This window comes from Aestuariimicrobium sp. T2.26MG-19.2B, from assembly GCF_950101875.1.
Lineage (GTDB): Bacteria > Actinomycetota > Actinomycetes > Propionibacteriales > Propionibacteriaceae > Aestuariimicrobium > Aestuariimicrobium kwangyangense.
This window is the reverse complement of sequence record NZ_CATNLW010000002.1, coordinates 40,390-66,169: the sequence shown is the minus strand read 5'-3', so window position 1 is coordinate 66,169 and position 25,780 is coordinate 40,390. Positions and strand designations below refer to the sequence as shown.

Annotated in this window: 25 protein-coding genes and 2 tRNA genes; 10 read left to right on the top strand and 17 right to left on the bottom strand. The window is 68.8% G+C overall.

Annotated elements, in window-relative coordinates; translation table 11 throughout:
- Positions 1-73: 73 nt before the first annotated feature.
- Positions 74-1,024, bottom strand: a complete 951-nt coding sequence (locus tag QQZ11_RS10095; protein WP_284550293.1) for a thiamine-phosphate kinase — start codon at positions 1,022-1,024, stop codon at positions 74-76.
- Between the two features lie 87 nt (positions 1,025-1,111).
- Here QQZ11_RS10095 and QQZ11_RS10090 point away from each other — a divergent pair, with 87 nt between their 5' ends.
- On the top strand, positions 1,112-1,345 hold the full coding sequence (locus tag QQZ11_RS10090; RefSeq protein ID WP_022909985.1) for an Lrp/AsnC family transcriptional regulator: 234 nt from the start codon (positions 1,112-1,114) through the stop codon (positions 1,343-1,345).
- A complete protein-coding gene (locus QQZ11_RS10085; RefSeq protein WP_284550291.1) occupies positions 1,345-1,806 on the top strand; it encodes a DUF3515 family protein in 462 nt (153 codons plus the stop codon). The genes QQZ11_RS10090 and QQZ11_RS10085 overlap by 1 nt, the downstream gene beginning before the upstream one ends.
- 30 nt (positions 1,807-1,836) lie before the next feature.
- On the opposite strand, the gene QQZ11_RS10080 is transcribed toward QQZ11_RS10085, so the two are convergent.
- The gene (locus tag QQZ11_RS10080; protein ID WP_284550290.1) at positions 1,837-2,946 is read right to left on the bottom strand and encodes a D-alanine--D-alanine ligase family protein; all 1,110 of its coding nucleotides are present in this window, start codon (positions 2,944-2,946) and stop codon (positions 1,837-1,839) included.
- Positions 2,943-3,794, bottom strand: coding sequence for a lysophospholipid acyltransferase family protein (locus QQZ11_RS10075; protein WP_284550289.1), 852 nt, complete (start codon positions 3,792-3,794; stop codon positions 2,943-2,945). The genes QQZ11_RS10080 and QQZ11_RS10075 overlap by 4 nt, the downstream gene beginning before the upstream one ends.
- 31 nt (positions 3,795-3,825) lie before the next feature.
- On the opposite strand from QQZ11_RS10075, the gene QQZ11_RS10070 reads away from it, so the two are divergent.
- Positions 3,826-4,038 carry a hypothetical protein gene (locus QQZ11_RS10070; RefSeq protein WP_284550288.1) on the top strand — a complete coding sequence of 71 codons (213 nt, stop codon included), beginning with the start codon at positions 3,826-3,828 and terminating at the stop codon, positions 4,036-4,038.
- Between the two features lie 45 nt (positions 4,039-4,083).
- Here QQZ11_RS10070 and leuD read toward each other — a convergent pair whose 3' ends face one another.
- Both leuD and leuC read right to left on the bottom strand, forming a co-directional pair.
- Positions 4,084-4,692 (bottom strand): 3-isopropylmalate dehydratase small subunit, encoded by a 609-nt coding sequence (gene leuD / locus QQZ11_RS10065; RefSeq protein WP_284550287.1) that lies wholly within the window; start codon positions 4,690-4,692, stop codon positions 4,084-4,086.
- A gap of 5 nt (positions 4,693-4,697) precedes the next feature.
- Complete coding sequence (leuC, locus tag QQZ11_RS10060; protein ID WP_284550285.1) at positions 4,698-6,134, bottom strand: 3-isopropylmalate dehydratase large subunit; 1,437 nt, start codon at positions 6,132-6,134, stop codon at positions 4,698-4,700.
- A 111-nt stretch (positions 6,135-6,245) separates the two neighbouring features.
- On the opposite strand from leuC, the gene QQZ11_RS10055 reads away from it, so the two are divergent.
- On the top strand, positions 6,246-6,971 hold the full coding sequence (locus tag QQZ11_RS10055) for an IclR family transcriptional regulator (RefSeq protein WP_022909978.1): 726 nt from the start codon (positions 6,246-6,248) through the stop codon (positions 6,969-6,971).
- A 121-nt stretch (positions 6,972-7,092) separates the two neighbouring features.
- Here the strand turns inward: QQZ11_RS10055 and QQZ11_RS10050 are convergent, their stop codons facing one another.
- The 6 genes from QQZ11_RS10050 to QQZ11_RS10025 form a co-directional block, all read right to left on the bottom strand.
- On the bottom strand, positions 7,093-9,414 hold the full coding sequence (locus QQZ11_RS10050; protein ID WP_284550283.1) for an alpha-L-rhamnosidase: 2,322 nt from the start codon (positions 9,412-9,414) through the stop codon (positions 7,093-7,095).
- Between the two features lie 87 nt (positions 9,415-9,501).
- A tRNA-Glu gene (locus QQZ11_RS10045) sits at positions 9,502-9,574 on the bottom strand.
- A gap of 74 nt (positions 9,575-9,648) precedes the next feature.
- Positions 9,649-9,720: transfer RNA gene (locus tag QQZ11_RS10040), tRNA-Gln, on the bottom strand.
- A 69-nt stretch (positions 9,721-9,789) separates the two neighbouring features.
- Positions 9,790-10,743, bottom strand: a complete 954-nt coding sequence (locus tag QQZ11_RS10035) for a CPBP family intramembrane glutamic endopeptidase (RefSeq protein ID WP_284550281.1) — start codon at positions 10,741-10,743, stop codon at positions 9,790-9,792.
- Positions 10,744-10,747: 4 nt separating this feature from the next.
- Positions 10,748-11,551: a fumarylacetoacetate hydrolase family protein gene (locus QQZ11_RS10030; RefSeq protein ID WP_284550279.1), complete on the bottom strand. Its 804-nt coding sequence runs from the start codon at positions 11,549-11,551 to the stop codon at positions 10,748-10,750.
- 104 nt (positions 11,552-11,655) lie between these two features.
- Positions 11,656-12,030 carry a VOC family protein gene (locus tag QQZ11_RS10025; RefSeq protein WP_284550277.1) on the bottom strand — a complete coding sequence of 125 codons (375 nt, stop codon included), beginning with the start codon at positions 12,028-12,030 and terminating at the stop codon, positions 11,656-11,658.
- A 59-nt stretch (positions 12,031-12,089) separates the two neighbouring features.
- Between QQZ11_RS10025 and QQZ11_RS10020 the strand changes: the two genes are divergently transcribed.
- Positions 12,090-13,370 carry a thymidine phosphorylase gene (locus QQZ11_RS10020; RefSeq protein ID WP_284550276.1) on the top strand — a complete coding sequence of 427 codons (1,281 nt, stop codon included), beginning with the start codon at positions 12,090-12,092 and terminating at the stop codon, positions 13,368-13,370.
- Between the two features lie 214 nt (positions 13,371-13,584).
- Here the strand turns inward: QQZ11_RS10020 and cimA are convergent, their stop codons facing one another.
- The gene (gene cimA / locus QQZ11_RS10015; RefSeq protein WP_284550274.1) at positions 13,585-15,168 is read right to left on the bottom strand and encodes a citramalate synthase; all 1,584 of its coding nucleotides are present in this window, start codon (positions 15,166-15,168) and stop codon (positions 13,585-13,587) included.
- A 108-nt stretch (positions 15,169-15,276) separates the two neighbouring features.
- A complete protein-coding gene (gene ilvE, locus QQZ11_RS10010) occupies positions 15,277-16,422 on the bottom strand; it encodes a branched-chain-amino-acid transaminase (RefSeq protein ID WP_284550273.1) in 1,146 nt (381 codons plus the stop codon).
- Positions 16,423-16,492: 70 nt separating this feature from the next.
- Here ilvE and QQZ11_RS10005 point away from each other — a divergent pair, with 70 nt between their 5' ends.
- The 5 genes from QQZ11_RS10005 to QQZ11_RS09985 all read left to right on the top strand — a co-directional run bounded on the left by QQZ11_RS10005 (position 16,493) and on the right by QQZ11_RS09985 (position 21,405).
- The gene (locus QQZ11_RS10005) at positions 16,493-17,563 is read left to right on the top strand and encodes a 3-isopropylmalate dehydrogenase (protein WP_026377892.1); all 1,071 of its coding nucleotides are present in this window, start codon (positions 16,493-16,495) and stop codon (positions 17,561-17,563) included.
- 66 nt (positions 17,564-17,629) lie between these two features.
- Entirely contained in the window at positions 17,630-18,259 is a 630-nt protein-coding gene (locus QQZ11_RS10000; RefSeq protein WP_284550271.1) for a hypothetical protein, read from the top strand.
- A gap of 134 nt (positions 18,260-18,393) precedes the next feature.
- Positions 18,394-18,954 carry a hypothetical protein gene (locus QQZ11_RS09995; protein WP_284550270.1) on the top strand — a complete coding sequence of 187 codons (561 nt, stop codon included), beginning with the start codon at positions 18,394-18,396 and terminating at the stop codon, positions 18,952-18,954.
- Between the two features lie 19 nt (positions 18,955-18,973).
- Positions 18,974-19,939: an alpha/beta hydrolase gene (locus QQZ11_RS09990; RefSeq protein ID WP_022909968.1), complete on the top strand. Its 966-nt coding sequence runs from the start codon at positions 18,974-18,976 to the stop codon at positions 19,937-19,939.
- Between the two features lie 140 nt (positions 19,940-20,079).
- The gene (locus QQZ11_RS09985) at positions 20,080-21,405 is read left to right on the top strand and encodes a S1C family serine protease (protein WP_284550269.1); all 1,326 of its coding nucleotides are present in this window, start codon (positions 20,080-20,082) and stop codon (positions 21,403-21,405) included.
- A gap of 87 nt (positions 21,406-21,492) precedes the next feature.
- On the opposite strand, the gene QQZ11_RS09980 is transcribed toward QQZ11_RS09985, so the two are convergent.
- The 4 genes from QQZ11_RS09980 to ilvC form a co-directional block, all read right to left on the bottom strand.
- Positions 21,493-23,010 (bottom strand): flotillin family protein, encoded by a 1,518-nt coding sequence (locus tag QQZ11_RS09980; protein WP_022909966.1) that lies wholly within the window; start codon positions 23,008-23,010, stop codon positions 21,493-21,495.
- An 81-nt stretch (positions 23,011-23,091) separates the two neighbouring features.
- Positions 23,092-23,622: an NfeD family protein gene (locus tag QQZ11_RS09975; protein WP_284550268.1), complete on the bottom strand. Its 531-nt coding sequence runs from the start codon at positions 23,620-23,622 to the stop codon at positions 23,092-23,094.
- Between the two features lie 44 nt (positions 23,623-23,666).
- Entirely contained in the window at positions 23,667-24,503 is an 837-nt protein-coding gene (locus QQZ11_RS09970; RefSeq protein WP_284550267.1) for a serine/threonine-protein kinase, read from the bottom strand.
- A 130-nt stretch (positions 24,504-24,633) separates the two neighbouring features.
- On the bottom strand, positions 24,634-25,665 hold the full coding sequence (gene ilvC, locus QQZ11_RS09965) for a ketol-acid reductoisomerase (RefSeq protein WP_026377890.1): 1,032 nt from the start codon (positions 25,663-25,665) through the stop codon (positions 24,634-24,636).
- Positions 25,666-25,780: the final 115 nt, after the last annotated feature.

The window sequence follows — 25,780 nt, the reverse complement described above, 5'->3', positions numbered from 1 at the left end:
GGAAGATTAGCCCACCCCCCCGACCGGGGGGCAGCCTGCCACGCCGGTCCGACCGGCAGCAGCATCCGCCGGTTCAGGCGAAGTGGTCGTACCCGCCGGGCCCACTGAACTGCTCGCCGTCGACGAGCACGGCCGGTCGTCCGTCGTCCTGGGCGGGGAGGACGCGCCCGATCACGTGCCAGTCGTCAGGGACGAACCCGGGCTCGAAGCAGGCCACCAGCGCATGGTCCTCACCGCCGGTCAACACGAACGACAACGGGTCGGAGCCCGTGGCCTGGGCGACCACGGTGAGTGGCTCCGCCACCACCAGGCGTGAGGTGTCGACGTCGATCACCACCCCCGAGGCGTTGGCCAGGTGGGTGAGATCGCCGACCAGGCCGTCGGAGACATCGCACATGGCGGTCGCGCCCGCCTCGGCGGCCCGTCGGCCCTGCCGATAGGGAACCTGCGGGGTCCGTTGCGCCTCGACCACCGCCCGGGGCGAGCGGAACCCGCGCTTGAGCACCGCCAGACCCGCGGCGGCCCAACCGAGACGACCCACCATGGCCACCACCTGACCGGGTCGGGCACCGGAGCGGAGCACGGGTGCGCGTCCCTCGGTCTGCCCCACGACGGTCACGCAGACGGTGATCCGTTCCGCGGCCGTGGTGTCGCCGCCGACGATCGTCACGCCTGCGGTCTGGGCCTCTTCACGCATGCCCGTCATGAACTGCCTGACCCACGTGAGCGGGGTGCTGGCCGGTGCCCCGAGGGCAACCACCAGCGAGACCGGAGTGGCGCCCATGGCCTCGAGATCGGCGACGTTCACGGCCACGCACTTGCGTCCCACGTCGGCGCCACCCGACCAGTCGGTACGGAAGTGCACCCCCTCCACCAGCAGGTCGGTGGAGCACACGGCCGACCCGTTCACCAGGAACACGGCGGCATCGTCCCCGGGGCCGACCGAGACGGCCGCGTCCAGTCCGAGGTCGCGGGTGAAGACCTCGATCAGGCCGAACTCGCCCAACTCAGCGATGGTCTGCATGTCTTCTCCCCAACTCAACTGTGGCTGATCGTCGTTCACGCTACCGTGAGCGGGACAACCCACCAGCGCGACGGGCAGGAGTGACCCATGGTCAACGCATACATCTTGGTCCAGACCAATGTCGGCAAGGCCGCCGACGTCGCCGTCGCCATCCGCGAGATCGAGGGAGTCACCCTCGCCGAGGACGTGACCGGGCCCTATGACGTGATCGTGCGCGCCGAGGCCGGGTCGGTCGACGAGTTGGGACAGATCGTGGTCGCGAAGGTGCAGGCAGTCGAGGGCATCACCCGCACCGTCACCTGCCCCGTCGTCAACATTTGATGCGGACGGCCCGCTCGGCCATCCCTGGTGTCCTGGCCTGCCTGACGCTGGCCGCCTGCGGCGCCCAGGAACCCCCTTCGGCCACCTCGCACACTCCCCCACCGGCTGCCATGGCCGCCTGCCAACGCGTGCTCGCTGACCTGCCCGAGACCGTTGCAGGTCTGCAGGGAGCGGTGGACGCCCGGGGTCGCGTGGCCTACTGGGGTTCCGACGAGAAGAGGGTGGTGCTGCGCTGCGGTGTCGACAAGCCCGCTGGGCTTGAGCCGGGGAGCCGCTGCGACATGGTCAACGGTGTCGGCTGGTGGGCCGAGAAGCTCGAGGGAGGCTACCGGTTCACCACCCTCGGGCGAGCTGCCTTCGTGCAGGTGGAGGTGCCTCCGGCGCACGCGCCCGAGGCCGACGTGCTGAACGAGCTGAGCGGCGCCGTGGGCCAGGACCCCGTCGTCACCCCCTGCGTCTGAGCCCGGAAACCGCAGTGTGGGGGCGCCTGCTCAGCGCAGGCCGGTGGGCCTGGCCAGCGCGACGGCGATCAACTCGTCAATCAGTTCGCCGTACCCCAGCCCCGACTTCTGCCACAGCTGGGGGTACATCGAGTACTGGGTGAAACCGGGCATGGTGTTGATCTCGTTGACCAGCACCTCCCCCGACTCGAGCACGAAGGTGTCCACCCTGCCCAGACCCTCGGCGCCGATGGCATCGAAGGCCTGTACGGCGATCTCCTGCACCCGGGCCTGCAACGCGTCGTCGATCCGGGCGGGGATGTCGAGGGCCACCTGCTCGCCGGGCAGGTACTTGGCGTCGAAGTCGTAGAAGCCCGACCCGTCCACCATCCTGATCTCGCCGACCAGGGAAGTGCGGGGGGATGCGCCGTCGGGTGAGCCCAGCACCGCACACTCGATCTCGCGGCCGATGATGCCCTGCTCGATGACCACCTTGGGGTCATGCTGCTGGGCCGTCCCGATGGCCGCCGCCACCTGCTCGGGGTGGTTGACCTTCGTGATCCCGATGGACGAGCCGGCTCTGGCCGGCTTCACGAACCATGGCAGGTCGAGGCGCTCCAGCCGGGACGTCACCGCGTCCCGGTCGGTGGCCCACTGCCGGGCGGTGACCACCTCGTAGGGTCCCTGGGGCAGTCCGGCCGCAGCGAAGCAGGCCTTCATCAGGTGCTTGTCCATGCCGTTGGCGCTCGCGGCCACCCCGGCTCCGACGTAGCGCAGCTGGTGCATCTCGAACAGCCCCTGGATCGTGCCGTCCTCACCGAAGGGACCGTGCAGCAGGGCGAAGGCGACGTCGAGGGGGCGGGGTTCGTCCAGCCGGTCGCCCTCGCGCACGCACAGTCCCGGCCCCCGGCCGGTCGACAGCAGCACCACCTCGGGGCCGGACTCGGGGACCGTGGGCAGCACCCCGTCGACGGTGTGCAGGGAACGGGCGACGTCGAGGTCGACCAGGGTCCACCGCCCCGAGGGGGCGATGCCGATGCAGGTCACCTCGTAGCGGTCGAGGTCGATCGCCTGCAGCACGCTGGCCGCGGTCAGGCACGAGACGCCGTGCTCGGACGAGACTCCGCCGAAGACGATGGCAACTCGGGTGGGCGTGCTCATACTTCTCCTGGATCGGTGGGGCCTCGGGATCCGGCCTCGTCCACCCTAGCCGGGGGCTGCGGCACCCGCGCGCCCACACGCGTGTCCCAGCGATCCCTCGGGGCAGGGGTCCCACGGAGTTCCTCGACCAGACCCGTGAGGGCGTCCATGATCCGCACCGAAGCCGCCCGCACCGCCTCGCCCTCGCGCTCGGTGCCCACCCAGGGCCGCAGGTCGGAGAGGTCGATCGGCTCACCGCAACACACGTGGATCCGTTTGCGGGGGAAGAACCGGGGCATGCCCATGCCGGTACCCCCGATCACGTGGTTGGCACCCCACTGTCCCACCGGGACGACGGGGTGCTGGCTGCGCAGGGCCAACCTGGCGGCCCCCGACCTGGCCGTCATGGGCCAGGTCTCGGGATCACGGGTGAGGGTGCCCTCGGGGTACATCGTCACGCATCGTCCGTCGTCGAGGGCCCCTTGGGCGGTGACCAGCACCTCGGCGGCCTTGGCGGAGCCGCGGTCGACGGGGATCTGCTCGCACGACCGCGCCAGCCAACCCACCACGGGGGTCTTCCACAACTGCACCTTGCCGAGGTACCGCGGCCAACGGCCCGACCAGATCAGGAACTCACCCAACGCGACCGCATCGAAGTAGCTCAGGTGGTTCGAGACCACCAGCACGCCGCCGGTCTGGGGCAGTCTGTCGCTGCCACGCCAGTCGTGGGTCACCAACAGGCCCATGGCCGCGTGGACGAACCGCCCGAGCGCGGTGAACACCCGTCCGCCGTCCTCGTGGTTGGCGCGCCGCAGGGGCCAGGCGAGACGGTGGTTCGACTCTCCCGGCGGAAGGGGTTGGTGGGTCATGCCACGCAACGCTAGCGCCTAGTCTGTGGCCATGAGCGACCATCGTGACGGGGGGGCCGTGCCCACCGTGGTGCAGGCGACGGTGGTGGCCGTCATGCCTGAGGGCTGGCGAGCCCTCACCGATCGCGGGACGGCCGTCGACCTGCCCAGGGCCAGCCTGGTACGGCTGCGGTCGTTGCGCCCGGGTCAACGAGTCACCGTCACCAGGCGCGGCGACGAGGTCGTCCGCGTCTCGATCGGGTGAGGGTCGTCCGTCCGGGGACGACCGCCCCAAACCGGCTCGTGAGGATCAGTCCGCGGTGCGCACCGGCAGGGTGGCCGGCTTGAAGCTCGGGCGTGAGGCCTCGTAGGCAGCGATCTCGTCGGAGTGCTGCAGCGTCATCGAGATGTCGTCGAGCCCCTCGAGCAACCGCTGCCGGGTGAAGTCGTCGATCGTGAACCCGTGACGCGTGCCGTCGGGCAGGCTGATCACCCGATCCTCCAGCGACACCTCGATGGCGGTGCCCGGGTGGGCCTCGACCCAGTCCCACAACTGCTCGACGACGTCCTGCTCGACGAGCGCCACCAACAAGCCGGCCTTGCCCGAGTTGTTGCGGAAGATGTCACCGAAGCGGCTGCCGATGACCACCTTGAAGCCGTAGTTCTGCAGGGCCCAGACCGCGTGCTCACGCGATGAACCCGTGCCGAACTCCGGGCCCGGGATCAGGATCGTCCCCGCCCGGTACGCCTCCTGGTTGAGCACGAAGTCGGGGTCGTTGCGCCATGCCGAGAACAGCCCGTCCTCGAACCCGTCGCGGGTGATCCGCTTGAGGTAGACGGCAGGGATGATCTGGTCGGTGTCGACGTTGCTGCGTCGCAGCGGCACAGGCACACCGATGTGGGTGGAGAACTTGTCCATGGTGATCAGCCCTTCTGTTCGGCCGGGATGAGGTCTTGGGGTGCGGACAGGTGTCCGGTGATGGCGGTGGCGGCCGCGACGGCGGGCGAGACCAGGTGGGTACGTCCACCCTTGCCCTGCCTGCCCTCGAAGTTGCGGTTCGAGGTCGACGCGGCCCGCTCCCCGGGAGCCAACTGGTCGGGGTTCATGCCCAGGCACATGGAGCAGCCGGCAGCGCGCCACTCGGCACCCGCCTCGAGGAAGACCTTGTCGAGTCCCTCGATCTCGGCCTGGAGCCGTACCCGGGCTGAACCGGGAACCACCAGCATGCGCACCGAGTCGGCGATCCGGTTGCCCTGCAGCACGCTGGCCGCGAGGCGGAGGTCCTCGATGCGTCCGTTGGTGCAGGATCCCAGGAAGACGGTGTCGACGGCGATCTCACGCATCGGCGTGCCCGCCGTCAGGCCCATGTACTGCAGGGCCTTCTCGGCGGCGGTGCGGTCGACCTCGTCGGTGAAGTCGCTGGGGGTGGGGACGACTGCCCCGAGCGGCACTCCTTGGCCGGGGTTGGTGCCCCAGGTCACGAACGGGGTGAGCTGGGTGGCGTCGATGTCGACCTCGCGGTCGAACACGGCGTCGTCGTCAGTGCGCAGCGTCTTCCAGTACTCGACCGCGGCGTCCCACTGCTCACCCTCGGGAGCATGCGGACGGCCCTTGATGTAGTCGAAGGTGGCCTGGTCGGGGGCGATCATGCCCGCCTTGGCTCCCCACTCGATCGACATGTTGCAGATGGTCATGCGACCCTCCATCGACAGGTTCTCGATGGTCGTGCCGCGGTACTCCACGATGTAGCCCTGGCCGCCGCCGGTGCCGACCTTGGCGATCAGTGCCAGCACGACATCCTTGGCGGTCACACCGGCGGGCAGGTCACCGTTGATGTTGACGGCCATGGTCTTCGGACGAGCCTGCGGCAGCGTCTGGGTGGCCAGGACGTGCTCGACCTCGGAGGTGCCGATGCCGAAGGCCAGTGCCCCGAAGGCGCCGTGGGTGGAGGTGTGGGAGTCGCCACACACGATGGTCATGCCCGGCTGGGTGATGCCCAACTGGGGACCGATGATGTGGACCACGCCCTGGTCCTTGTCACCCAAGGAATGGATGCGGATCCCGAACTCGGCAGCGTTCTTGCGCAGGGTGTCGACCTGGGTGCGGCTGACCGGGTCTGCGATGGGCCGATCGATGTCGAGCGTCGGGGTGTTGTGGTCCTCGGTGGCCAGGGTCAGGTCGGGCCGGCGCACGGGGCGTCCCGCGAGCTTGAGTCCGGCGAAGGCCTGCGGGCTGGTGACCTCGTGCACGAGGTGCAGGTCGATGAACAACAGGTCGGGCTCACCCGCGGCCTGACGGACGACGTGGGCGTCCCAGACCTTGTCGGACAGGGTGGTCGGACCACTGGCAGTGGTGGGCATTCAACACCTCGATGTGGGTCTCTGACTGGCTCGCGACGAAGCAGGACTCTTCGCCGAGGAGTCCAACTCTAGCGCTTGCATTTCCAAAATGCGGACATGTAATCTCAAATCATGGACGACACCAGTGGCGTGGGCGTGCTCGACAAAGCCGCCCTTGTACTCACCGCACTCGAATCCGGACCGACCACCCTGGCGGGACTCGTCACGGCGACCGGACTGGCCCGACCGACAGCCCATCGCCTAGCCGTGGCGCTCGAACACCACCGTCTGGTGGGACGCGACCTGCAGGGCCGTTTCGTGTTGGGTCCGCGTCTGGGTGAACTCGCCTCCGCCGCGGGCGAGGACCGATTGCTGGCCACCGCCGGCCCCATTCTCGCGCGGCTTCGCGACATCACAGGTGAGTCCGCCCAGCTGTTCCGCAGGCAGGGCGAGTTCCGCGTGTGTGCTGCGGCGGCCGAGCGTCCCTCGGGACTGCGCGACACCATCCCGGTGGGCACCCAGTTGACGATGTCAGCTGGCTCCGCCGCCCAGGTGCTGCTCGCCTGGGAGGAGCCGGAGCGGGTGCAGCGCGGCCTGTCGTCCTCGAACTTCTCGGCAGTGGCCCTGGCGTCGGTGCGTCGACGTGGCTGGGCGCACTCCGTCGCCGAACGCGAGCCGGGGGTCGCCTCGGTCAGCGCGCCCGTCCGCTCCCCTTCCGGCAAGGTGATCGCCGCACTGTCGGTGTCGGGTCCGATCGAACGTCTGGGTCGCCAGCCGGGACGACTGCACGCCGCCGCCGTGATGAGCGCCGCCGAGCGGCTCTCGGAGGTCCTGCGCAGGGCAGCCTCGGCCGAGTGACCTGACGCCCGCACCAGCGGGCTCCCCTCGTCCACACCCGCAAACTCTCACCTTCGGGACAGACTGCACGCTCACAACCGTGAAGTGTGTCCCGGGGGTGGGAGTTTGTGCTGTCGGGGGCTCAGGAAGGGGCGATCCCGGTGAGCACGGAGCCGACCGGAACCACCCGACTGTGCCGCCCGGCCGCCACCCGTTCGGGACGCACCCCCGGCAGGTCGAGGTCGGCCTCGACGGGGGTGTCGACGAGCACGTGGAGCTCGCCGTCGGCCACGCTCCACCGGATCGAGGCTCGGCCGTGCGGTGTGTCGAGCCATGCCCTGGCCCACTCCACACCAAGACCCGGACGAGGCGCGAACCGCACCCGCGCATAGCCTGGCTCGGCGGGTGCCAGACCGGCGACGGTGCGGTGCAGCCAGTCGGCCACGGCGCCGAGGGCGTAGTGGTTGAAACTGGTCATCTCGCCGGGGTTGATGGAGCCGTCGGGCAGCATCGAGTCCCATCGCTCCCAGATCGTCGTCGCCCCCATCGTCACCGGGTAGAGCCACGAGGGGCACTCGGTCTGCAGCAGCAGTCGGTAGGCCTCGACCAGGTGACCGGTGCTGGTCAGGGCGTCACACACGAACGGGGTGCCCGCGAAGCCGGTGGCGATGTGGAACCCCTCCTCGCGGGTGAGCTGGGCCAACCTGTCCCCGGCCAACTGGCGGCGGGGTTCGTCCAGCAGGTCGAACGCGATCGCCAGGGCGTAGACGGTGGGACAGTCCGAGAAGACGGTCCCGTCGTCGCCGACCCAGTGCTCGTTGAAAGCCCGTTTGGTGCGGGTCGCCAGTGCTTCCAGCCGCGCGGCATCCTGCTCGCGACCCAGCACCCGCGCGGCCGTGGCCGTCAATGTTGCGCTCCGGTACAGGGCGGCGGTAGCCACCACCCCCTTGTCGGCTCGCGCCTGGTCGGCGTGGTCCGGCGGCGCGGCCGGATCCAGCCAGTCGCCGAACTGGAAGCCCGTGTCCCACAGGCCGGTGGGCGAGAGCAGGGTGGTGACGTGGTCGACGTGGTCGAGCATCGCGGGGTATGCCTCAGTCAGGGCATCGACGTCACCGTGGGCCTGCCACAGCGCCCACGGCACCCACACCGCGGCGTCCGACCACACGGCGGCGGTCGCGTCGTTCCCGGGTTCGACGATCTTCAGGGCGTCGGGGATGACGAAGGCCACCCGGCCGCCGGCGTGCACCTGTTCGGCCCGAAGGTCGGCCAACCAGTCGCCCAGGAACCCGCGCATGTCATAGAGGAAGGTGGCGGTGGGGGCGAACACGGCCAGGTCACCCGTCCAGCCCAACCGCTCGTCACGCTGCGGGCAATCGGTCGGGACGTCGACCATGTTCCCACGCAGCCCCCACACGACGTTGCGGTGGAGTTGGTTCAGTCCGGCGTGGGAGGACTCGAAGTGCCCGGTGCGCCTCAGGTCGGACGAGACCACCACGGCGCGGAGGTCGTCGCGGTCCAGCTCACCGGGCCAGCCCTCCACCTCGACGTAGCGGAATCCGTGGAAGGTGAACGTCGGTTCGAAGTGGTCGGCACCCCCCGACAGCACGAAACGATCGGTGGCGAGCGCCGAGCGCAGCGGACGAGTGCCCAACTCCTCGTGCTCCAACACCTCGGCATGCCGCATGATCACCTCCTGACCGGCGGGCCCCTGCACCCTCAGCTTCACCCACCCCACCACGTTCTGGCCGAAGTCGACCAAGGTGCGTCCGGACGGGGACGTCCAGATGCGTCGGGGTGGCAACTCCTCATGCCTGACCACGGGCGGACCCAGATAGGGAACCAGCACCGAGGCGTCGAAGTCGAGCACCTCGGCTGGGCCCCAGCCACGGGGCTCGGACTCGGACGAGAAGCCGGGCCTCAGCCAGTCCCGCGCGGCTCGCCGCGCATCGATGGTCTGCCCGTCGTAGAGGTCATCGGTCAACACCTCGGACGGGCCCACGTCCCAGGACGCGTCGGTCACGACCGTTTGCACGTACCCGTCGGCGAAGGTGATCTCGAGTTGGGCGATCACGGCCGTGCGGTCGCCGTAGAGGTGGCGGCGTCCTTCCTGCCAGGTGAGGCGACCGGCCCACCACCCGTTCCCGACCAGGATGCTGGCCACGACAGGGTCGACGCTGGGGTGCAGGCGATGGGTGACGTCGTACTCGCGGTAGCGCTGCCGCCACTCGTAGCTGGTCCACCCGGGGCTCAACACGTCCGGACCGATCGGTCGTCCGTCGAGTTGTGCCTCGAAGATGCCGTGGGCACTCACGAACCAACGAGCCCGGACGATCGCGCCGTGCGTGTGGTCGACGGTGAACTCCCGACGGAATCGAGGTGCCGAGTCGCCACCGGTCGAGGCGGCAATGAGGCGTGCCGTCCACTTCGGGCTCGGTTCGGCGAGGGCGGGTGTCGACTGCGGCATGAAACGATTCAAGCACGGGCCGTGGTCCCCAGGCCGAGTGACCGCAAATGCGAGAGGCCCGTCAGTCGCCTGACGGGCCTCGATCTGTACCCCCGACCGGATTTGAACCGGCGCTACCGCCGTGAGAGGGCGGCGTGCTGGGCCGCTACACAACGGGGGCCAGCTGCCGAGTCTGACCTCGGCGCTCGAAGAACTCTACTGGAAACCTTGAGGGCCTGCCAATTCAGTTCTTCGCAGGGGTACTAGGACTCGAACCTAGAATAAAGGAACCAGAAACCTTCGTGTTGCCAATTACACCATACCCCTACGTCGCCGACCGGCTCCTCGGAACCCTCGGCAACGACGACTAACTCTAGAGCACGCCGACCAGATCGCTCAAATCCGTCCCGGGGTGATGGCGGGGGTGGTGTGGGCGACGTTGAGTCGGCGTCCGAACCACCAGCACAGGGCGGCGGTGACCGCGAATCCGGCCACGTCCCAGACCGCAGCGCTCGCGGTGATCTGGGTGACTCCCTTGGCCCGTGCGGCGCCCCCGCTGAAGATGGCGTAGCCGAAGGCGAAGACGTTGTTGGCCACATGCGCGGCGATGCCTGCCTCGATGCCTCCGGTGACGACCACCAGCGCACCTGCCAGCAGGCCGAAGGCGAATCGGTCGATGAACAACCAGATGTTCTGCACACCGTGGAACAGCGCGAAGACCAGCGCCGTCACCACCACGGCGGCCCAGCGGTTGCGGGTGATCCCACCGATGGCCTGCAGCATGTAGCCACGGAAGAAGAACTCCTCCCCCGCCGCTTGCAGGGGCGACAGCACCAGCACGAAGACGACCCAGAGCCAGGCCTGCGCGGGCACCGTCCACTGGGGGAAGTGACCCCAACCCCCCCAGCCGCCCGAGGCCCATTCGCTCACCCACATGACCAGGTTCAAGGCCACCGCAGCGATGGCGAGGCAGCCGAACAGGTAGCGCCACCGCAGCCCCGGCTGCACCGACAGCAGCCAACGGGGGCGCACCCGGTGCCAGCCCCACACGAGCGCGATGCTGAGCGGGATCAGCGTGGCAAGGGCGATGTGGGTCGCGGCCAGGCCCTCGGGCAGGTGGTAGGCCATGGCCCGGCCGTAGTAGGCGGTGAAACCGCCGGTGGGACGTCGCACCAGGTAGCCGAGTCCCAGGACCAGTTGGGCGACCACCGGTACCACCAGCAGGTAGCCCGAGATCCCGATCAACAGGCCGACGACGCAGCGCACCATCACCTGGCGTCCGCCGCCGAGCACGTCGGGGTAGGCGATGGAGGGCTCCGGATCGGCGACCGGTTCGAGCAGTGGCTGCACCGGCTCAGGCCTCGTCCACGACCGGGTTGGTGAGCGTGCCGATGCCGTCGATGGTGACGCTCACCTCCTGACCCGCCTGCATCGACCCGACCCCGGCGGGTGTCCCGGTCAGGATGACGTCGCCGGGGATGAGGGTGGTGAAGCCGGAGATGTAGGTGACCAGTTCGGTGATCGATCGCATCATCAGGTCGGTGTTGCCCCGCTGCCGGGTCTCGCCGTCCAGGGTGGTCTCGAGCGGCAGGTGGCCGGCCTCGTCCACCGAGAGGTGGGTGACGAGCCAGGGCCCGAGCGGGCAGAACGTGTCCCATCCCTTGGCCCGCGCCCACTGGCCCTCGGGTGCCTGCAGGTCCCTGGCGGTCACGTCGTTGGCGATGGTGTACCCGAAGATGACCTCCTGCACGCGTTCGGCGGGTACCTGCTTGGCGATGCGTCCGATCACGACGGCCAGTTCACCCTCGTAGCTCAACTCGTTGACCTCGGCCGGCTTGACGATGGCCTCGCCGGGCCCGATCACCGAGGTGTTGGGCTTGAAGAACAACAACGGGCGTTGGGGCACCTCATTGCCGAGTTCGGCAGCGTGGGCGGCATAGTTGCGGCCCACGCCAATGACCTTGGAGCGGGGGATGACCGGCGAGAGCAGTCGGACGTCGGACAGGTCGTGGCGCTGCCCCGAGTAGTTCACCGGACCGGCCAAGGGATCCCCGGTGATCTGGGAGACGATGTCGGGGTGGTCGCCCCCGTCAGCGGCGAGTTCGACGATGCCGTAGGCGGGGTCCTGACCGGGCAGGGAGTAACGAGCAATGCGCATGCGGTCAGCCTATCGACGCGACCATCCGAAGCTGCGCGGGACGGCCCGGCACCGGAGCGGGCCGGGTTGGGACGGGCCGGGTCGAGGGGGCCGGCGAGCTCTGCTCAGAGGAACAGGCAGAACGGATGGCCTGCCGGGTCGAACATCACCCGTACCGATTCTTGGGGCTGGTGGGGGGCGAGGCGCGCACCGCAGGCCAAGGCGTGGTCGACGGCCGCCGGCAGGTCGTCCACCAAGATGTCCAGGTGTTGACTGGCGAACTGGTGGCCGGGCTCGGCGGGCCACACGGGTGGGGTCCACTGCTCCTCGAACTCGAAGTTCACGGTGAACCGTCCCCCGTCGGACTCGGTGCTCAGCTGAGCCCACCCGGGGTCTGAGGGATTGGGTTCGCCGCCCAGCAGGCGAGCGTAGAAGTTGGCGAGGGCTGCCGCGTCAGGACAGCCGAGGGTGACGGAGGTCAACTGGAGTCGTGGGGCCATTCCCCCACCCTGCCATGGCGGCCGTCGGCACGCTGGGCGCTGCTGACATACTGCGAGGCATGAGTGCTTTCGATGCCGTCGAGTTGATCCGCCGCAAGCGTTCCGGGGCTGAGTTGACCAGTGACCAGATCGACTGGCTGATCCCGGCCTACACCCGAGGTGAGGTGGCCGACGAACAGATGTCGGCGATGGCGATGGCCATCTTCTTCCGCGGCATGGCCGACAGCGAGCTCTCGACCTGGACCACCGCGATGATCAACACCGGCGAGAGGCTCGACTTCTCCGGACTGTCTCGACCCACCGCCGACAAGCACTCCACGGGCGGGGTCGGTGACAAGATCACTCTCCCCCTCGCGCCGTTGGTCGCGGCCTGCGGTGTCGCCGTGCCACAGCTGAGCGGACGAGGCCTCGGCCACACCGGTGGCACCCTGGACAAGCTCGAGTCCATTCCCGGCTGGAGGGCGTCCCTGACGAACGACGAGATGATGCGCCAGTTGGCGGATGTGGGCGCCGTCATCTGCGCTGCCGGTTCGGGGCTGGCTCCGGCAGACAAGAAGCTCTACGCGCTGCGGGACGTCACCGGCACCGTCGAGGCGATCCCGCTGATCGCCAGTTCGATCATGTCGAAGAAGATCGCCGAGGGAACCGACTCGTTGGTGCTCGATGTGAAGGTCGGGGTCGGCGCTTTCATGCAGACCCTCGACCAGGCCCGTGAACTGGCGAGTCGCATGGTGGCCCTCGGCAAGGCAGCGGGCGTCACGACCGTCGCCCTGCTCACCGACATGGACACCCCGCTGGGCCGCGCGGCAGGCAACGCCGTCGAGGTGGCCGAGTCGGTGGAGGTCCTCGCCGGGGGCGGCCCGACCGACGTGGTCGACCTGACGCTGGCCCTGGCGCGCGAGATGGTGCAGTCGGCCGGCGTCGACATCGACCCTGCCGACAAGCTTGCCGACGGCTCTGCGATGGACGTGTGGCGGCGGATGATCCGCGCCCAGGGTGGCGACCCGGAGGCGGCCCTCCCCCAGGCCCGACATCAGGAGGTCGTCCTCGCGGACCAGTCGGGGGTGCTCACCCGGCTCGATGCCATGGCCGTCGGTCTGGCGGCGTGGCGACTCGGTGCGGGGCGCGCCCGCAAGGAGGACCCGGTGCAGACGGGGGCCGGTGTGATGATGCATGCCAAGCCCGGTGACGCCGTCACCGCGGGTCAGCCGCTGTTCACCCTGCTCACCGACACCCCGGAGACGTTCGACCGGGCCAAGCAGGCACTGGAGGGCGGCTGGACGATCGAGGCGTCCGGCTCGTTCGAAGGACGACCGCTGGTGATCGAGCGCATCAGCTGACTGACGCCCCGCCCATGGACGCGACCACGACGGGCGAGCGAAGCGAGACCTCCGGGCGGTGAGCGTCGCAGCTTGCTGCGAGCCGCCCCATGGACACGTGGCGAGCGCCGCAGCTTGCGCACGGGTGTGCCCCACGGACGCAACCACCACGGGCGAGCGAAGCGAGACCTCCGGGCGGCGAGCGTCGCAGCTTGCTGCGAGCCGCCCCAACAGATCAATAGCCCTTGACGAGTCCGTAGAGGTAACCGTCGGCCAAGGCCTCCCAGGAGGCCTCGATCACGTTGGTGCCCACACCCACCGTGGTCCAGGTGTGGTCGGTGGTGCCCATGTCGATCAGCACCCGCACGACCGCGTCGGTTCCGAAGCCGGCCTCGAGGATGCGCACCCGGTAATCGGAGAGCCGGTAGGGCAGCACTTGCTCGAACCCGTGCGCCACCACCTCGCGGAGTGCCGAGTCGAGCGCGTTGACGGGGCCGTTTCCGTCCGAGGTGACGGTCTTGGTCTCACCGTGGAGGGTGAGGGTGACGGTGGCCTGGGAGTCGCCGGGAACGTTCAAGGCCTGGTGCCGGGTGCTGACCTCCCACGCGCCCACCTCGAAAGGCTTGTCGAGGGTGCCGAGCAGGTCACGCATCAGCAGTTCGAAGCTGGCGTCGGAGGCCTCGTAGGAGTAGCCGTTCGCTTCCCGCTCCTTGACCACGTCGGCCACCATTGCGGCGGTGTCGCGGTCTGGGAGTTCGAATCCCAACTGCTCGGCCTTGATCTGGATGTTGGCGCGACCCGACATGTCTGAGATGAGCATGCGCATGTCGTTGCCCACCAGTGCAGGGTCGATGTGCTGGTAGAGATTGGGGTCGACCCTGATGGCTGAGGCGTGAAGTCCTGCCTTGTGTGCGAAGGACGAGTGACCCACGTACGGCTGGCGCGCGTGCGCCGGCTGGTTGGCGATCTCGGCGATCGCGTGGCTGATGTGGGTGAGTGACTCAAGCCCTCGTCCGCCCAGCGGTTCCCACCCGTACTTGAGCTGCAGGTTGGCCACCACCGTGGTGAGGTCGGCATTGCCGGTCCGCTCGCCGTAGCCGTTGATGGTGCCCTGCACGTGCATGGCGCCGGCCTCGACGGCCGCCATCGAGTTGGCGACAGCGCAGCCCGTGTCGTTGTGGCAGTGGATGCCGAGGTCGACCCCGATGGCCGCTGCGGACGAGACCACGTCGCCCATCCAGCTGGGCAGCATGCCGCCGTTGGTGTCGCACAGCACGACCACCTCGGCGCCGGCCTCGGCCGCGGCCCGTACCACCTCGAGGGAGTATGCCTCGTTGCGGCGGAACCCGTCGAAGAAGTGCTCGCAGTCGACGAAGACCCGCTTGCCCTCGTTGACGAGGTGGCTGACGGTGTCGCGCACCATCGCCAGGTTCTCGTCCAGGGTCGTACGCAGGGCCTGTTCCACGTGGCGGTCGTGGGACTTGGCGACCAGGCAGATGTGACTCGTGCCGGCGTCACGCAGGGCAGCCACCAAGGGGTCGTCCGCCGCCTTCCCGCCGGGACGTCGGGTGGATCCGAAGGCGACCAGAGCGGCGTTGCGCAGGGCGAGGCCTTCGGCGGCCGCCTTGAAGAAGGCGGTGTCGTTCGGATTGGCGCCCGGCCAGCCACCCTCGATGTGGGTGACACCCAGTTCGTCCAACAGTCCCGCGATGCGCAGCTTGTCGGAGACGGTGAGCCTCAAGCCCTCCTGCTGGGCGCCGTCACGAAGAGTGGTGTCGTAGACGTGCAGGTACTCGGGCGCGACGGGGGTGAGCGTCACTGGTCAACTCCTGTGCGGTGCATGGCGTGTCCCCCGATCTGGGGGTTCGTACAATCCTGAGGCACGAACCAACCAGTGGGTGCGGGGTTCCAGTGCGTGGTACGCCGCTCAGGCCAACCGGTACAGCCAACCATGGGTGTCCTCGGCGCGTCCGTACTGGATGTCGACCAGTCGCTCGCGGATGCGCAGCGACACCTCGCCGCTGCCGGGCACCACCAGTTCTCCCCCGTTCGACCTGATGGCGCGGATCGGCGTGATGACGGCGGCCGTGCCGCACGCGAAGATCTCGGTGAAACGGCCCGCCTCGACACCGGCGACCACCTCTGCCCAGGCCACCGGGCGTTCGACCGGGGTGAGGCCGAGGTCGCGTCCGACCTGCAGGACCGAGGAACGTGTCACCCCTTCGAGGATCGTGCCCGAGGTCTCGGGGGTGACCAACTCACCGTCGGCGCTCACCAGCACGATGTTCATGCCACCGAGCTCCTCGAGCCAACGGTGCTCGACGGCGTCGAGGAAGAGCACCTGGGAGCAGCCGTGCTCGGCCGCCTTGGCCTGCGCCTGGAGGGAGGCCGCGTAGTTGCCGCCACACTTGGCGGCCCCGGTGCCGCCGGGGGCTGCTCGGGAGAACTCGTCCTCGAGCCAGATGTCGACCGGTTCGACGCCCCCCGGGAAGTAGGGTCCGACCGGCGATGCGATCACGAGGTGGGTGACGCTTCTCGCGGCCCGAACCCCCAGATAGGCCTCGCGCGCGAACATGAAGGGTCGAAGGTACAGACTCTGTTCACCCTGCCCGCCACCGCTGTGGCCCTGCTCGCACCGCCCGTCATCGACCCCCTCGTCGTCGGAACGCCCGTCCAGTACAGCGGGCACCCAGCGCTCGTCGAGTCGGACGAGGGCCTCAATGCTCGCGAGGAAGTCGGCGGCCGGGAGCACGGGCAACTGCAGTCGGGTCGCCGAGCGGGCGTAGCGGGCTGCATTGGCCTCGGGCCTGAAGGTCCACACGGAGCCGTCGCCGTGCCGGTAGGCCTTCATGCCCTCGAAGATCTCCTGGGCGTAGTGGAGCACCGCGGCCGCCGGGTCGAGCTGGATCGGCCCGTAGGGGACGACGGCCGCGTCGTGCCACCCCTGGTCGGCCGTCCACTCCACCCGCGACATGTGATCGGTGAAGTGCACCCCGAAGCCGGGGTTGGCGTGCACCCGCGCGATCGTGGCCGCATCGGAGAACGTGGGGTCGGTGGGCAGGGTGAACTCCATGCCAGCAACCTACCGCCCGGGTGCTGGAACCTGCACCCGGCTTGCGGCGATGCTGGCTACAGTCACGGCCATGAGCAACGACAGCCAACACACCCCGACCATCGCCGTCATCGGCGGCGACTACATCGGGCCGGAGGTGACCGCCGAAGCCGTCAAGGTGCTCAAGGCCACCGTGGGAGAGAACACCTTCAGCTTCGTCGACCACGACCTCGGGGCCGAGGCCTGGAAGCGAACCGGCGAGGTGCTGCCCGACTCGACCCTTGAGGAGCTCAAGCGGGTTGACGCGATCATCCTCGGCGCCGTGGGGGCACACCCCGGGGACCAGCAGATCCCCTCGGGTCTGCTCGAACGTGGTCTGCTGCTCAAGCTGCGCTTCGCCCTCGACCACGCAGTGAACCTTCGCCCCTCGAAGTTGTACCCCGGGGTGCCCTCGCCGCTGTCCGACCAGGTGGTGGCCCAGGGGCCGATCGACTTCGTCGTCGTGCGTGAGGGCACCGAGGGCCTGTACTGCGGCAATGGTGGCGCCGTGCGGGTGGGAACACCCCAGGAGTTGGCCACCGAGGTCAGCATCAACACGGCCTTCGGTGTGGAGCGGGTCGTCCGTGACGCGTTCGAGCGCGCCACCCAGCGCCGCAACCATGTCACCCTGCTGCACAAGCACAACGTGCTCGTGAATGCCGGCAAGCTGTGGAACCGGGTGTTCACCGAGGTCGCCGCCGAGTACCCGCAAGTGTCGACCGACTACCAGCACATCGACGCGGCCATGATCCACCTGACCACCAACCCCTCGCGGTTCGACGTGATCGTCACCGACAACCTGTTCGGCGACATCGTCACCGACCTCGCCGGAGCCGTCACCGGTGGCATCGGCCTCGCCGCCAGCGCCAACATCAACCCCACCCGCCAGTACCCCTCGATGTTCGAGCCGGTGCACGGCTCGGCACCCGACATCGCCGGCACCGGCAAGGCCGACCCGACCGCCGCCATCTCGTCGATGGCCCTGCTGCTCGAGCACCTGGGACGACCCGAGGACGCGGCCCGCATCGTGGCCGCCGTCGAGTCCGACATCGCGGGCCGGGCCGGCAAGCAGCGGATCACCCAGCAGATCGGTGACGACATCGCCGCCCGGGTGGCTGGCTGAAGACCGATCATCACGATTGGGTGACAACACCGCTTGTCACGGCCTGATCGGGCGCAGGATGGACACATGTCCCTCCGGCGCCCGATCTCATGGGGGCCCACACCTGCGCGGTCGGCACGGGCGTGGTTCGCCGCCGCGGTCGCCGGACTCGTACCGCTGCTTGTCGCCGTGCTGCTGTCCACCTGGTCGGCCACCACCGCCTGGGCGTGCTCGTGTGTCGAGGAGGACCTGAACCATCAGGTGACCAGAGCGGACGCGATCTTCCGCGGCGTGGTCGAGCGAGTCCGGGTGCCCACTGGCAATCAGATGGCCGGAAACGTGCTCACTGTCCGTCCCACCCAGGTCTGGAAGGGCGAAGCTCGCGGGCGTCTGGAGGTGATCGATGGGTATGGCCAAGGAGGTGGCGCCTGCGGCCAGGACTTCGCGGTCGGCGCCGACGTGCTCTTCATGGTGCAGCGCACCGGCGAGGGGTGGCAGGGCGGCCTGTGTTCGGGAACCGCGAGCCACTCCGCCTCACGCGCCTCCGACATCACCGAACTGCTGGGCGCGGGAACCGAGATCTCGATCACACCGCTGCCCCCAGCGGCCAGCGAGACGCTCGTCTGGCCCGGGATCGTGGGCGGCGTGCTCGCCTTCGGGTGCGTGACGGTCGTGATCGCCATCGTCCGTCGTCGACACCGACGCGCGGGAGCCTGACCCTTCAGGGCTGGCACGTCAATCAACTGTGCTGGCGACCTCGCCGGCCACCGAGACCCCAGCCGGTGATGGCTGGGACAACGATTCGGTCACGACGTTGCTTGTCAGGCCCACGACGCGCGCATCATGAGGACATGTCAGCCCCACAGTCGCGACCCCGTTGGCGACTCATCACTGCCGTCGACAGCATGCTGGCGGGCCTCGTCCTGATGACCACCTCGGCCACGCCGGCCTGGGCGTGCTCGTACGTCTCCGTGCCCGTGAAGCAGTCCACCGCCGCCAGCACCGTGGTGCTGCGGGGGGTGGTCGAGTGGAAGCAGCCGACCAAGGACGGCCAGCAGCGCTACATCGTGCGGGTCACCCACGTCTGGAAGGGGGACGTCGCCGACAGCATCGAGGTGGTCGACACCCAAGCCAGCAGTACCTGCGCCATGGCGCTGAATGTGTTCACCGACGAGATCTTCATGCTCCAGCGTGAGGGCGACCGCTTCACGATGCAGCTCGGAACGGGCTCGCGTCCCCATGACGACTCATCCGCAGCCGAGGTGAACGCAGAACTGGGCGCCGGGCGAGCCGTCTCGTCGGTGCCGATGGTGGGAGTCGTCAGCCACGGGAGGACGCCGTGGATCCTCGGCGGCGTCGGCGCAGTGGTGATTGCGTTCGTGGTCTGGCGGATCTTGCGCCGTCGAGCCTGAACCCTCCTAGGCTGGCGGCATGCCGCTGGATGAACTGTTCGCCGCCCGCCTCGCCGAGGCCGCCCAACTGGCCCAGGAACAGGGCCTGGACGCCGAGTCGCCGCAGGTGCAGGCAGTGATGGCGCGCCCCTACGGGGCGGCCGAGTCCGACGAGGTGCTGATCCACCACGACACGATCCCCGGCCCGCACGGCGACATACCGGTGCGCGTCTACCGCGACCCCTCGGCTGCACCGCAGGCCCCGGGACTGGTCTGGTGCCACGGAGGAGCCTTCATGTGGGGCGACCTCGACATGCCCGAGGCGGACGAGGTGAGCCGAGGCATCGCGACCCGAACCCAGGGCGTGGTCATCTCGGTCGACTACCGACTGACCGGGGCCCCGAACCCACCCACCGCCATGCCGCTGCCCGAGTCAGTCAGCAACCAGTACCCGATCGCCCACGACGAGGTGACCACCGCCTACCGCTGGGTGCATGAGCACGCCGCCCAGCTCGGCATCGACCCCGACCGGCTGGCCATCGGGGGAGCCTCCGCCGGCGCCAACCTGATCGCGGGCGCGGTCGTCCGGTTGCGGGACGAGGGCGGCCCGCTCCCCCATGTCTGGCTGCCCATCTACCCCGCCGTCCACGCCCACACGCCGGAGATGTCGGACGAGTTGCGTCGCGACCTCGACCAGTTCGGGTCAGGGTTCGACGAGACAGCGCTGACCTTCATCGGCGCCGCCTATGGGGCCACCGTCGATGACCCGTACGGCTATGTCGGTCACCGAACCGACATGGCGGGTCTGCCCCGCTGCCTGATCGTCAACGACCAGTACGACGAGCTTCGTGCCTCCGGCGAGGCCCTGGCCCGGCACCTGGAGGCCAGTGGTGTCGAGGTCGTCTGCCTGACGGCCCACGGCATGAAGCACGGTCACCTGAACCTGGTCGGACACCCGCGCACGAAGCAGACCTTGGACGACATGGCCGCCGCCATCCTGAGCTGAGGTGGCCGGGAGGTGTGGTCGCAGCGGCGTCCGCACTGACAGGGGACGCGTGGGTGGCTCACAGGAAACACCCAGACTCCCGGAGTTGGTTGGTGGTCGAGGACGCACGGAACGCCCACCCCGATCACCCGGAGGCTCCCATGACCAACGATCGATTCGAACACCAGCCGGTCCAGTACCCGCAGGGCCCCACCCAACAGTGGCCCACCCAACAGTGGCCCGACCAACAGTGGCCCACCCAGCAGTGGCCCGACCAACAGCAGCCCACCCAACAGGCTGCCGCTGCGACCAAGCACTCACGCGGTCGCATCTCCTCGGTGCTGGCGGTCGCAGTACTGGCCGCGGGTGTCGGGGGAGGAGCCGGTGTCATCACCGACCGCTACCTTGCGGACCAGCGCCCGGCTGCCGTCGCCTCGGCGAGCGGATCGGGTGCAGCCTCGTCCACGACGGTCACCAAGGTGGTGCAGGGCGACTCGTCCAACCCTGACTGGTCGAGGACGGCCGCCACGGCTTCGAAGTCGGTCGTCTCCATCACCGTCTCCTCGGCCCGGTCGGAGGCGGCCGGTACGGGAGTCATCTGGGACACGGCCGGTCACATCGTCACCAACAACCACGTCGTGTCGGGACTCGGCACGGGAGCGACGATCACGGTGCAGTTCGGGACCAGCAGCCATCCCGCGACCATCGTCGGCACTGATGCCTCGTCCGACCTGGCCGTGATCAAGGTCGCGGGACTCCCGTCGGGCAGCCAGCCGATCACGGTGGCCGACTCCGACAAGGCGTCCGTCGGGCAGGCGGTGATGGCCATCGGCAATCCGCTCGGTCTGAGCGACACGGTCACCACGGGCATCGTCAGTGCTCTCAACCGTCCGGTGGTCACCACGGGCGAGACCACCACCCCCACGACGCAGGCCGACGCCGTCTACACCAACGCGATCCAGACCTCGGCACCCATCAACCCCGGGAACTCCGGAGGCGCCCTGGTCAACGCAGACGCTGAGCTGCTGGGGATCAACTCCTCGATCGCGACGCTGTCGAGTGGCACGGCCAGCCAGAGCGGCAGCATCGGCATCGGGTTCGCGATCCCGTCGAACGAGGTGAGCTACGTGGTCAAGCAGCTGATTGCCGACGGCACGGCGGACCACGCCTACCTCGGCATCGGCACCACCGACGGCACGGCCACCGTCAACGGGGTCACCATCACCGGCGCCCAGGTGCGCTCGGTCTCGGCCGGGACACCCGCAGCGAGGGCTGGACTGCGGGCGGGCGACCTGATCACCTCCGTCAACGGCACCTCGGTGGCCTCGTCGGACTCCTTGGTCGCGCTCGTGCGGTCGGCGGAGGTGAACGAGAAGGTGACACTGGGGGTCGTCCGCAACGGAACGGCCACCACCCTCACCACGACTCTGGTGGCCGCCCCCAGAAGTGCCGGCTCAGGCAGCTCACCCCGCACCGGCGGACGATGACCTCGGGATCAGGAATTCACAGCGTCACGCGAACGGCGTGGGTACCCCGTTGACCGGGGCACCCACGCCGTCGTCGTCTCCCCCGGATCAGGCGGGGTCGCCCTCGGGCACCTTCTGCGTCGCGACGACGGCCTCATCGGAATAGGCCGACATCAGCCTCGAGAGATCGACCCCGGTGGTGTTCTTGATCAACTCCATGGTCTGCACCACCGTGTTGGTCACCTGCTTGGGGACCGCACCGGCTCCGTCGGTCGAGATCACGGTCAGCTTGTCGATACCCGCCATCGGGGCTGCGACCTTCTCGGCCACCTGCGGCAGCACCTCCACCAACATCTGCAGCACAGCGGCCTCGTTGTAGCGTGCGAAGGCATCGGCCCGCTTGTTCATGGCAGCTGCCTCGGCCTCACCCACCGCGAGCACGCTGGAGGCCTTCGCATCGCCCTCAGCGCGCACGGCATCGGCCTCGGCGATACGACGGGCCTTCTCGGCCTCACCCCGCCGGGCACCCTCGATCGCTTCGGCTTCCGCGAGTGCGGCACGTCGGGACTTGTCGCCCTCTCCGGTCAAGCGGGCCGTCTCTGCCTCTGCCTCGGCATTGGCGATGGCGGCGGCCTTCGCGGCGGCAGCCTGCGAGATCGCAGCAGCCCGCCTCGCCTCCGCCTCCGTCTCGACGCGGTAACGCTCGGCGTCGGCTGGCTTGCGAACCTCGGTGTCGAGTTGGCGTTCCTTGAGGGCCGCCTGCCTCACGGCCACCTTCTCCTGCTCGGTCAGGATGGCCTGGTCACGGTCGGCCTGGGCCAAGGGCCCGGACGCCGCGGCTCGAGCGGATGCCGCGTCGGTCTCGGCCTTGATCTCTGACTGCTTCAGGGCCAGTTCGCGCTGGGCGATGGCGATCTGCTGCTCGGCGGCGATCCTGGCCTGTTCCGCCTGCTGTCGGGCGGCCGATTCGGCGATCGCGGCCACCTGCTGCACCTTCGCTGCCTCGGGTCGTCCGAGGTCGGAGAGGTAGGTGCCGTCATCGGTGATGTCCTGGATCTGGAAGGTGTCGAGAACCAGACCCTGCCCCGTCAGGGACGATTCCGACTCGTCGGCCACCCGCTGCGCGAACGCCGCCCGGTCCCTGATGATCTGCTCGACGGTCAACGGGCCGACGATGGAGCGCAGCGAACCAGCGAGGGTCTCCTGGGTGAAGGTCTCGATCTCGTCCTGCTGGGACAGGAAGCGCTGGGCTGCCGCCCGGATGGAGTCTTCGTTCCCGCCCACCTTGACGATGGCGACGCCGTCGAGGTTGAGCTTGATTCCCTGACCCGAGACCGCCCCCTTGATCTGCACCATGATGCGGCGGCTCGAGAGGTCGAGCGTGTGCAGTCGCTGCACGAACGGCCACACGAACACTCCTCCACCCATCACCACCTTCTGGCCCGACAGGTCGGTCGACAGGATCCCGGTCTCGGGATTGCGCACCTCCTTGCCCTTGCGGCCGGTCACGATGAAGGCCTCGTTGGGACCGGCGACGCGGTAACGGCTGACGATCAGCAGGGCGGCGATGACTGCCACCACCACCGCCGCTGCGATGCCGATCGCCAGGGGAGAGATGTCGGGCATGGTGCTCCTGTCCGGTTTGGGTCCCTGGGTGGCGCCGGTGGGCGCGGGACCTCTGGTTGGTGTCTTGCAGGCTGGGTTGGGTCAGTGCGGGGTGTCATTGGTGGGTGCGTCGCCGGGATCGGTCGTGCGGACCTCGACGGCGGTGGCCGACACGACTCCGGCCACCCACACCTGCGTTCCCCGGGGCAGCGGTCCGTCGGCGCGGGCGTTGAGCTTGAGCGGGTGGCCAGCGGCATTCACGCGAACCTCGCCGAACCCCGAGCTCGGGATGTCGGAGATCACCGTGGCGTTCAGGCCGACCAAGGACGAGGTGTTGAGCGATGCAGTGGGGTCGTTGCGGTCGAGGGCGCGGGTCAGTCGTCCGAGCAGCCAACCGACCATCAAACCGGCGACCACGCCGACGGGAATGGCCAGCCAAGTGCTGCCGGTGGCCGAGCGGACGCCCCAGCCGACGAAACCGAACACTCCCAGGAAGGCAGCGATCGCAGCGCTCGAGACGAGGTCGGAGTCGAGCAGACCACCGAGGTGGTCACCGATCTGCAGGAAGTCCCCCAGGACCAACGAGAGCACGAGGATCGCCGCACCGATCCCGCCGACCACCAGGAACACCATCAGAGACTGCCTTCCGCTGACCTGAAGGCTATCGGTCGTGCGGTTCAGCGCTGAGCCCGCCCCCAGGCGTCCAGAAGTTCGTCGACACTGGCGTACCGATCCTCCCGGGAGGTGCTGCGGGCGCGTTCCGCCACCTCGAACTGGCGTGGACTGGCCTCCCAGGCCGTGAACTGCTTGGTGTCACTGTCGCCGAGCAGGGCGTGCGCCAGACAGCCCAGGGTGAAGACTGTGGTGCTCTCGTCCAGGAGGGCGCCGAGTTGGAACTCCTCGGGCGCCATGAACCGCGTCGATCCCCACATGCGCCCCATGGTGTTGGTCAGGGGTGCGCGTTGGTAGAGGTCGATGTCGCAGACCACCGCCCGACCGGCAGCCGGATCGACCATGACCGATCCTTCGTACAGGTCGACCGGAACCCAACCCTTCTCAGCGACATGGGCGTGGAAGGCGATCAATTGGCTGACGAGGTCCACGCGGACTGGTTGCGGGAGCGCCCGCACCTCGTGCACGCGGTCGTACTGCCTGCCCAGGGGGATCGCGTCCGTCCACTCGAAGACGAGCAGATGCCCGGTCGCGTCGCCGAGGTCGAGGTCACGTCGGTCGCGAAGCCGGACGAGGCTCGGGTGCGCCAACTGCTCGAAGGCCTCCCCCGCATGCCGCAGGCGCTCGACCGCGTCCGGGATCGTTCCCTCGTAGCGCGAGGTTGCGGCGCCGGCCATCTTCAGGAAGAGGCGCTCACCATCATGGGCGCGCACGCCCAGGCACAGGTTGCCGGAGTCCTGGTCTGCCAGCACGGTGAAGACCCGACCCCACGGGGCGACCCAGCCCAGGTCGGTGGGAGCCCGCAGCGGTACCGGAAGACCGTCGATCCAGTGGGTGATCACGCTGTCCCCGCCGTCCCTCGAGCCGGTCGCGCCCGACCCAGAGGCCCGAACACACTCTCGGCCAATGTCCAGACGTCACGCTTGTGGGCGTGAAGTCTGACCATTGGCCGAGGGTGTGGTTCGGGGTGGGTCAGCGAGCGGCCGTGCCCTCGGTGTAGTCGGAGTCGGACGACTTGACCCATGACATCAGCTTGCGCAGTTCGCGACCGGTGGCCTCGATGGGGTGGTTCTCCCCCGCCTCACGGAAGGCCTTGAACTCGGGAGCGCCCGCGTCCTGGTCGTCGATGAAGCGCTTGGCGAAGGCACCGTTCTGCACGTCGGTCAGGACGGCCTTCATGTTCTCCTTCACCCGAGCGTCGATGACGCGGGGGCCCGAGACGTAGTCGCCGAACTCGGCGGTGTCGGAGACCGACCAGCGCTGCTTGGCGATGCCGCCCTCGTACATCAGGTCGACGATCAGCTTCAGTTCGTGCAGGCACTCGAAGTAGGCGACCTCGGGCTGGTACCCGGCCTCCACCAAGGTCTCGAAACCGGCCTGGACGAGCGCAGAGGCGCCGCCACAGAGAACGGCCTGCTCACCGAACAGGTCAGTCTCGGTCTCCTCGGTGAAGGTGGTCTGGATGCCACCGGCACGCAGACCACCGATGGCCCGGGCGTACGAGAGGGCGAGGTCGAGGGCATGGCCCGACTCGTCCTTCTCGACGGCGACGAGCACCGGCACGCCACGACCGTCGGCGTACTCGCGACGCACGAGGTGACCGGGGCCCTTCGGGGCAACCATGCACACGTCGACACCCTCGGGGGCCTGGATGTAGCCGAAACGAATGTTGAAACCGTGCGCGAAGAACAGTGCGTCACCCTTGGCCAGGTTCGGCAGGATCTCGTTGGCGTAGACCGTGCGCTGCACCTGGTCGGGAACCAGGATCATGACCAGGTCGGCTTCCTCGACGGCCTCGGCCACGCTGAGCACGCGGAGACCGGCCGCCTCGGCCTTCTCACGGGACTTCGAGCCCTCGGCCAGGCCGACGCGCACGTCGACACCCGAGTCGCGCAGGTTGAGCGCGTGGGCGTGGCCCTGCGATCCGTAGCCGATCACGGCGACGTGACGGTTCTGGATGATCGACAGATCGGCGTCCTGGTCGTAGTACATCTTTGCTGCCATGGGTGGTTCTCCTTGTGGGATCTTGCTTCGGGGTGGTCGTGGGATGGTCGCCCAGTTGGGTGGTCGTCCAGTTCGGTGGTCGTCCAGGGGATTCTTGCGTGCCCGCTGCGGGAGG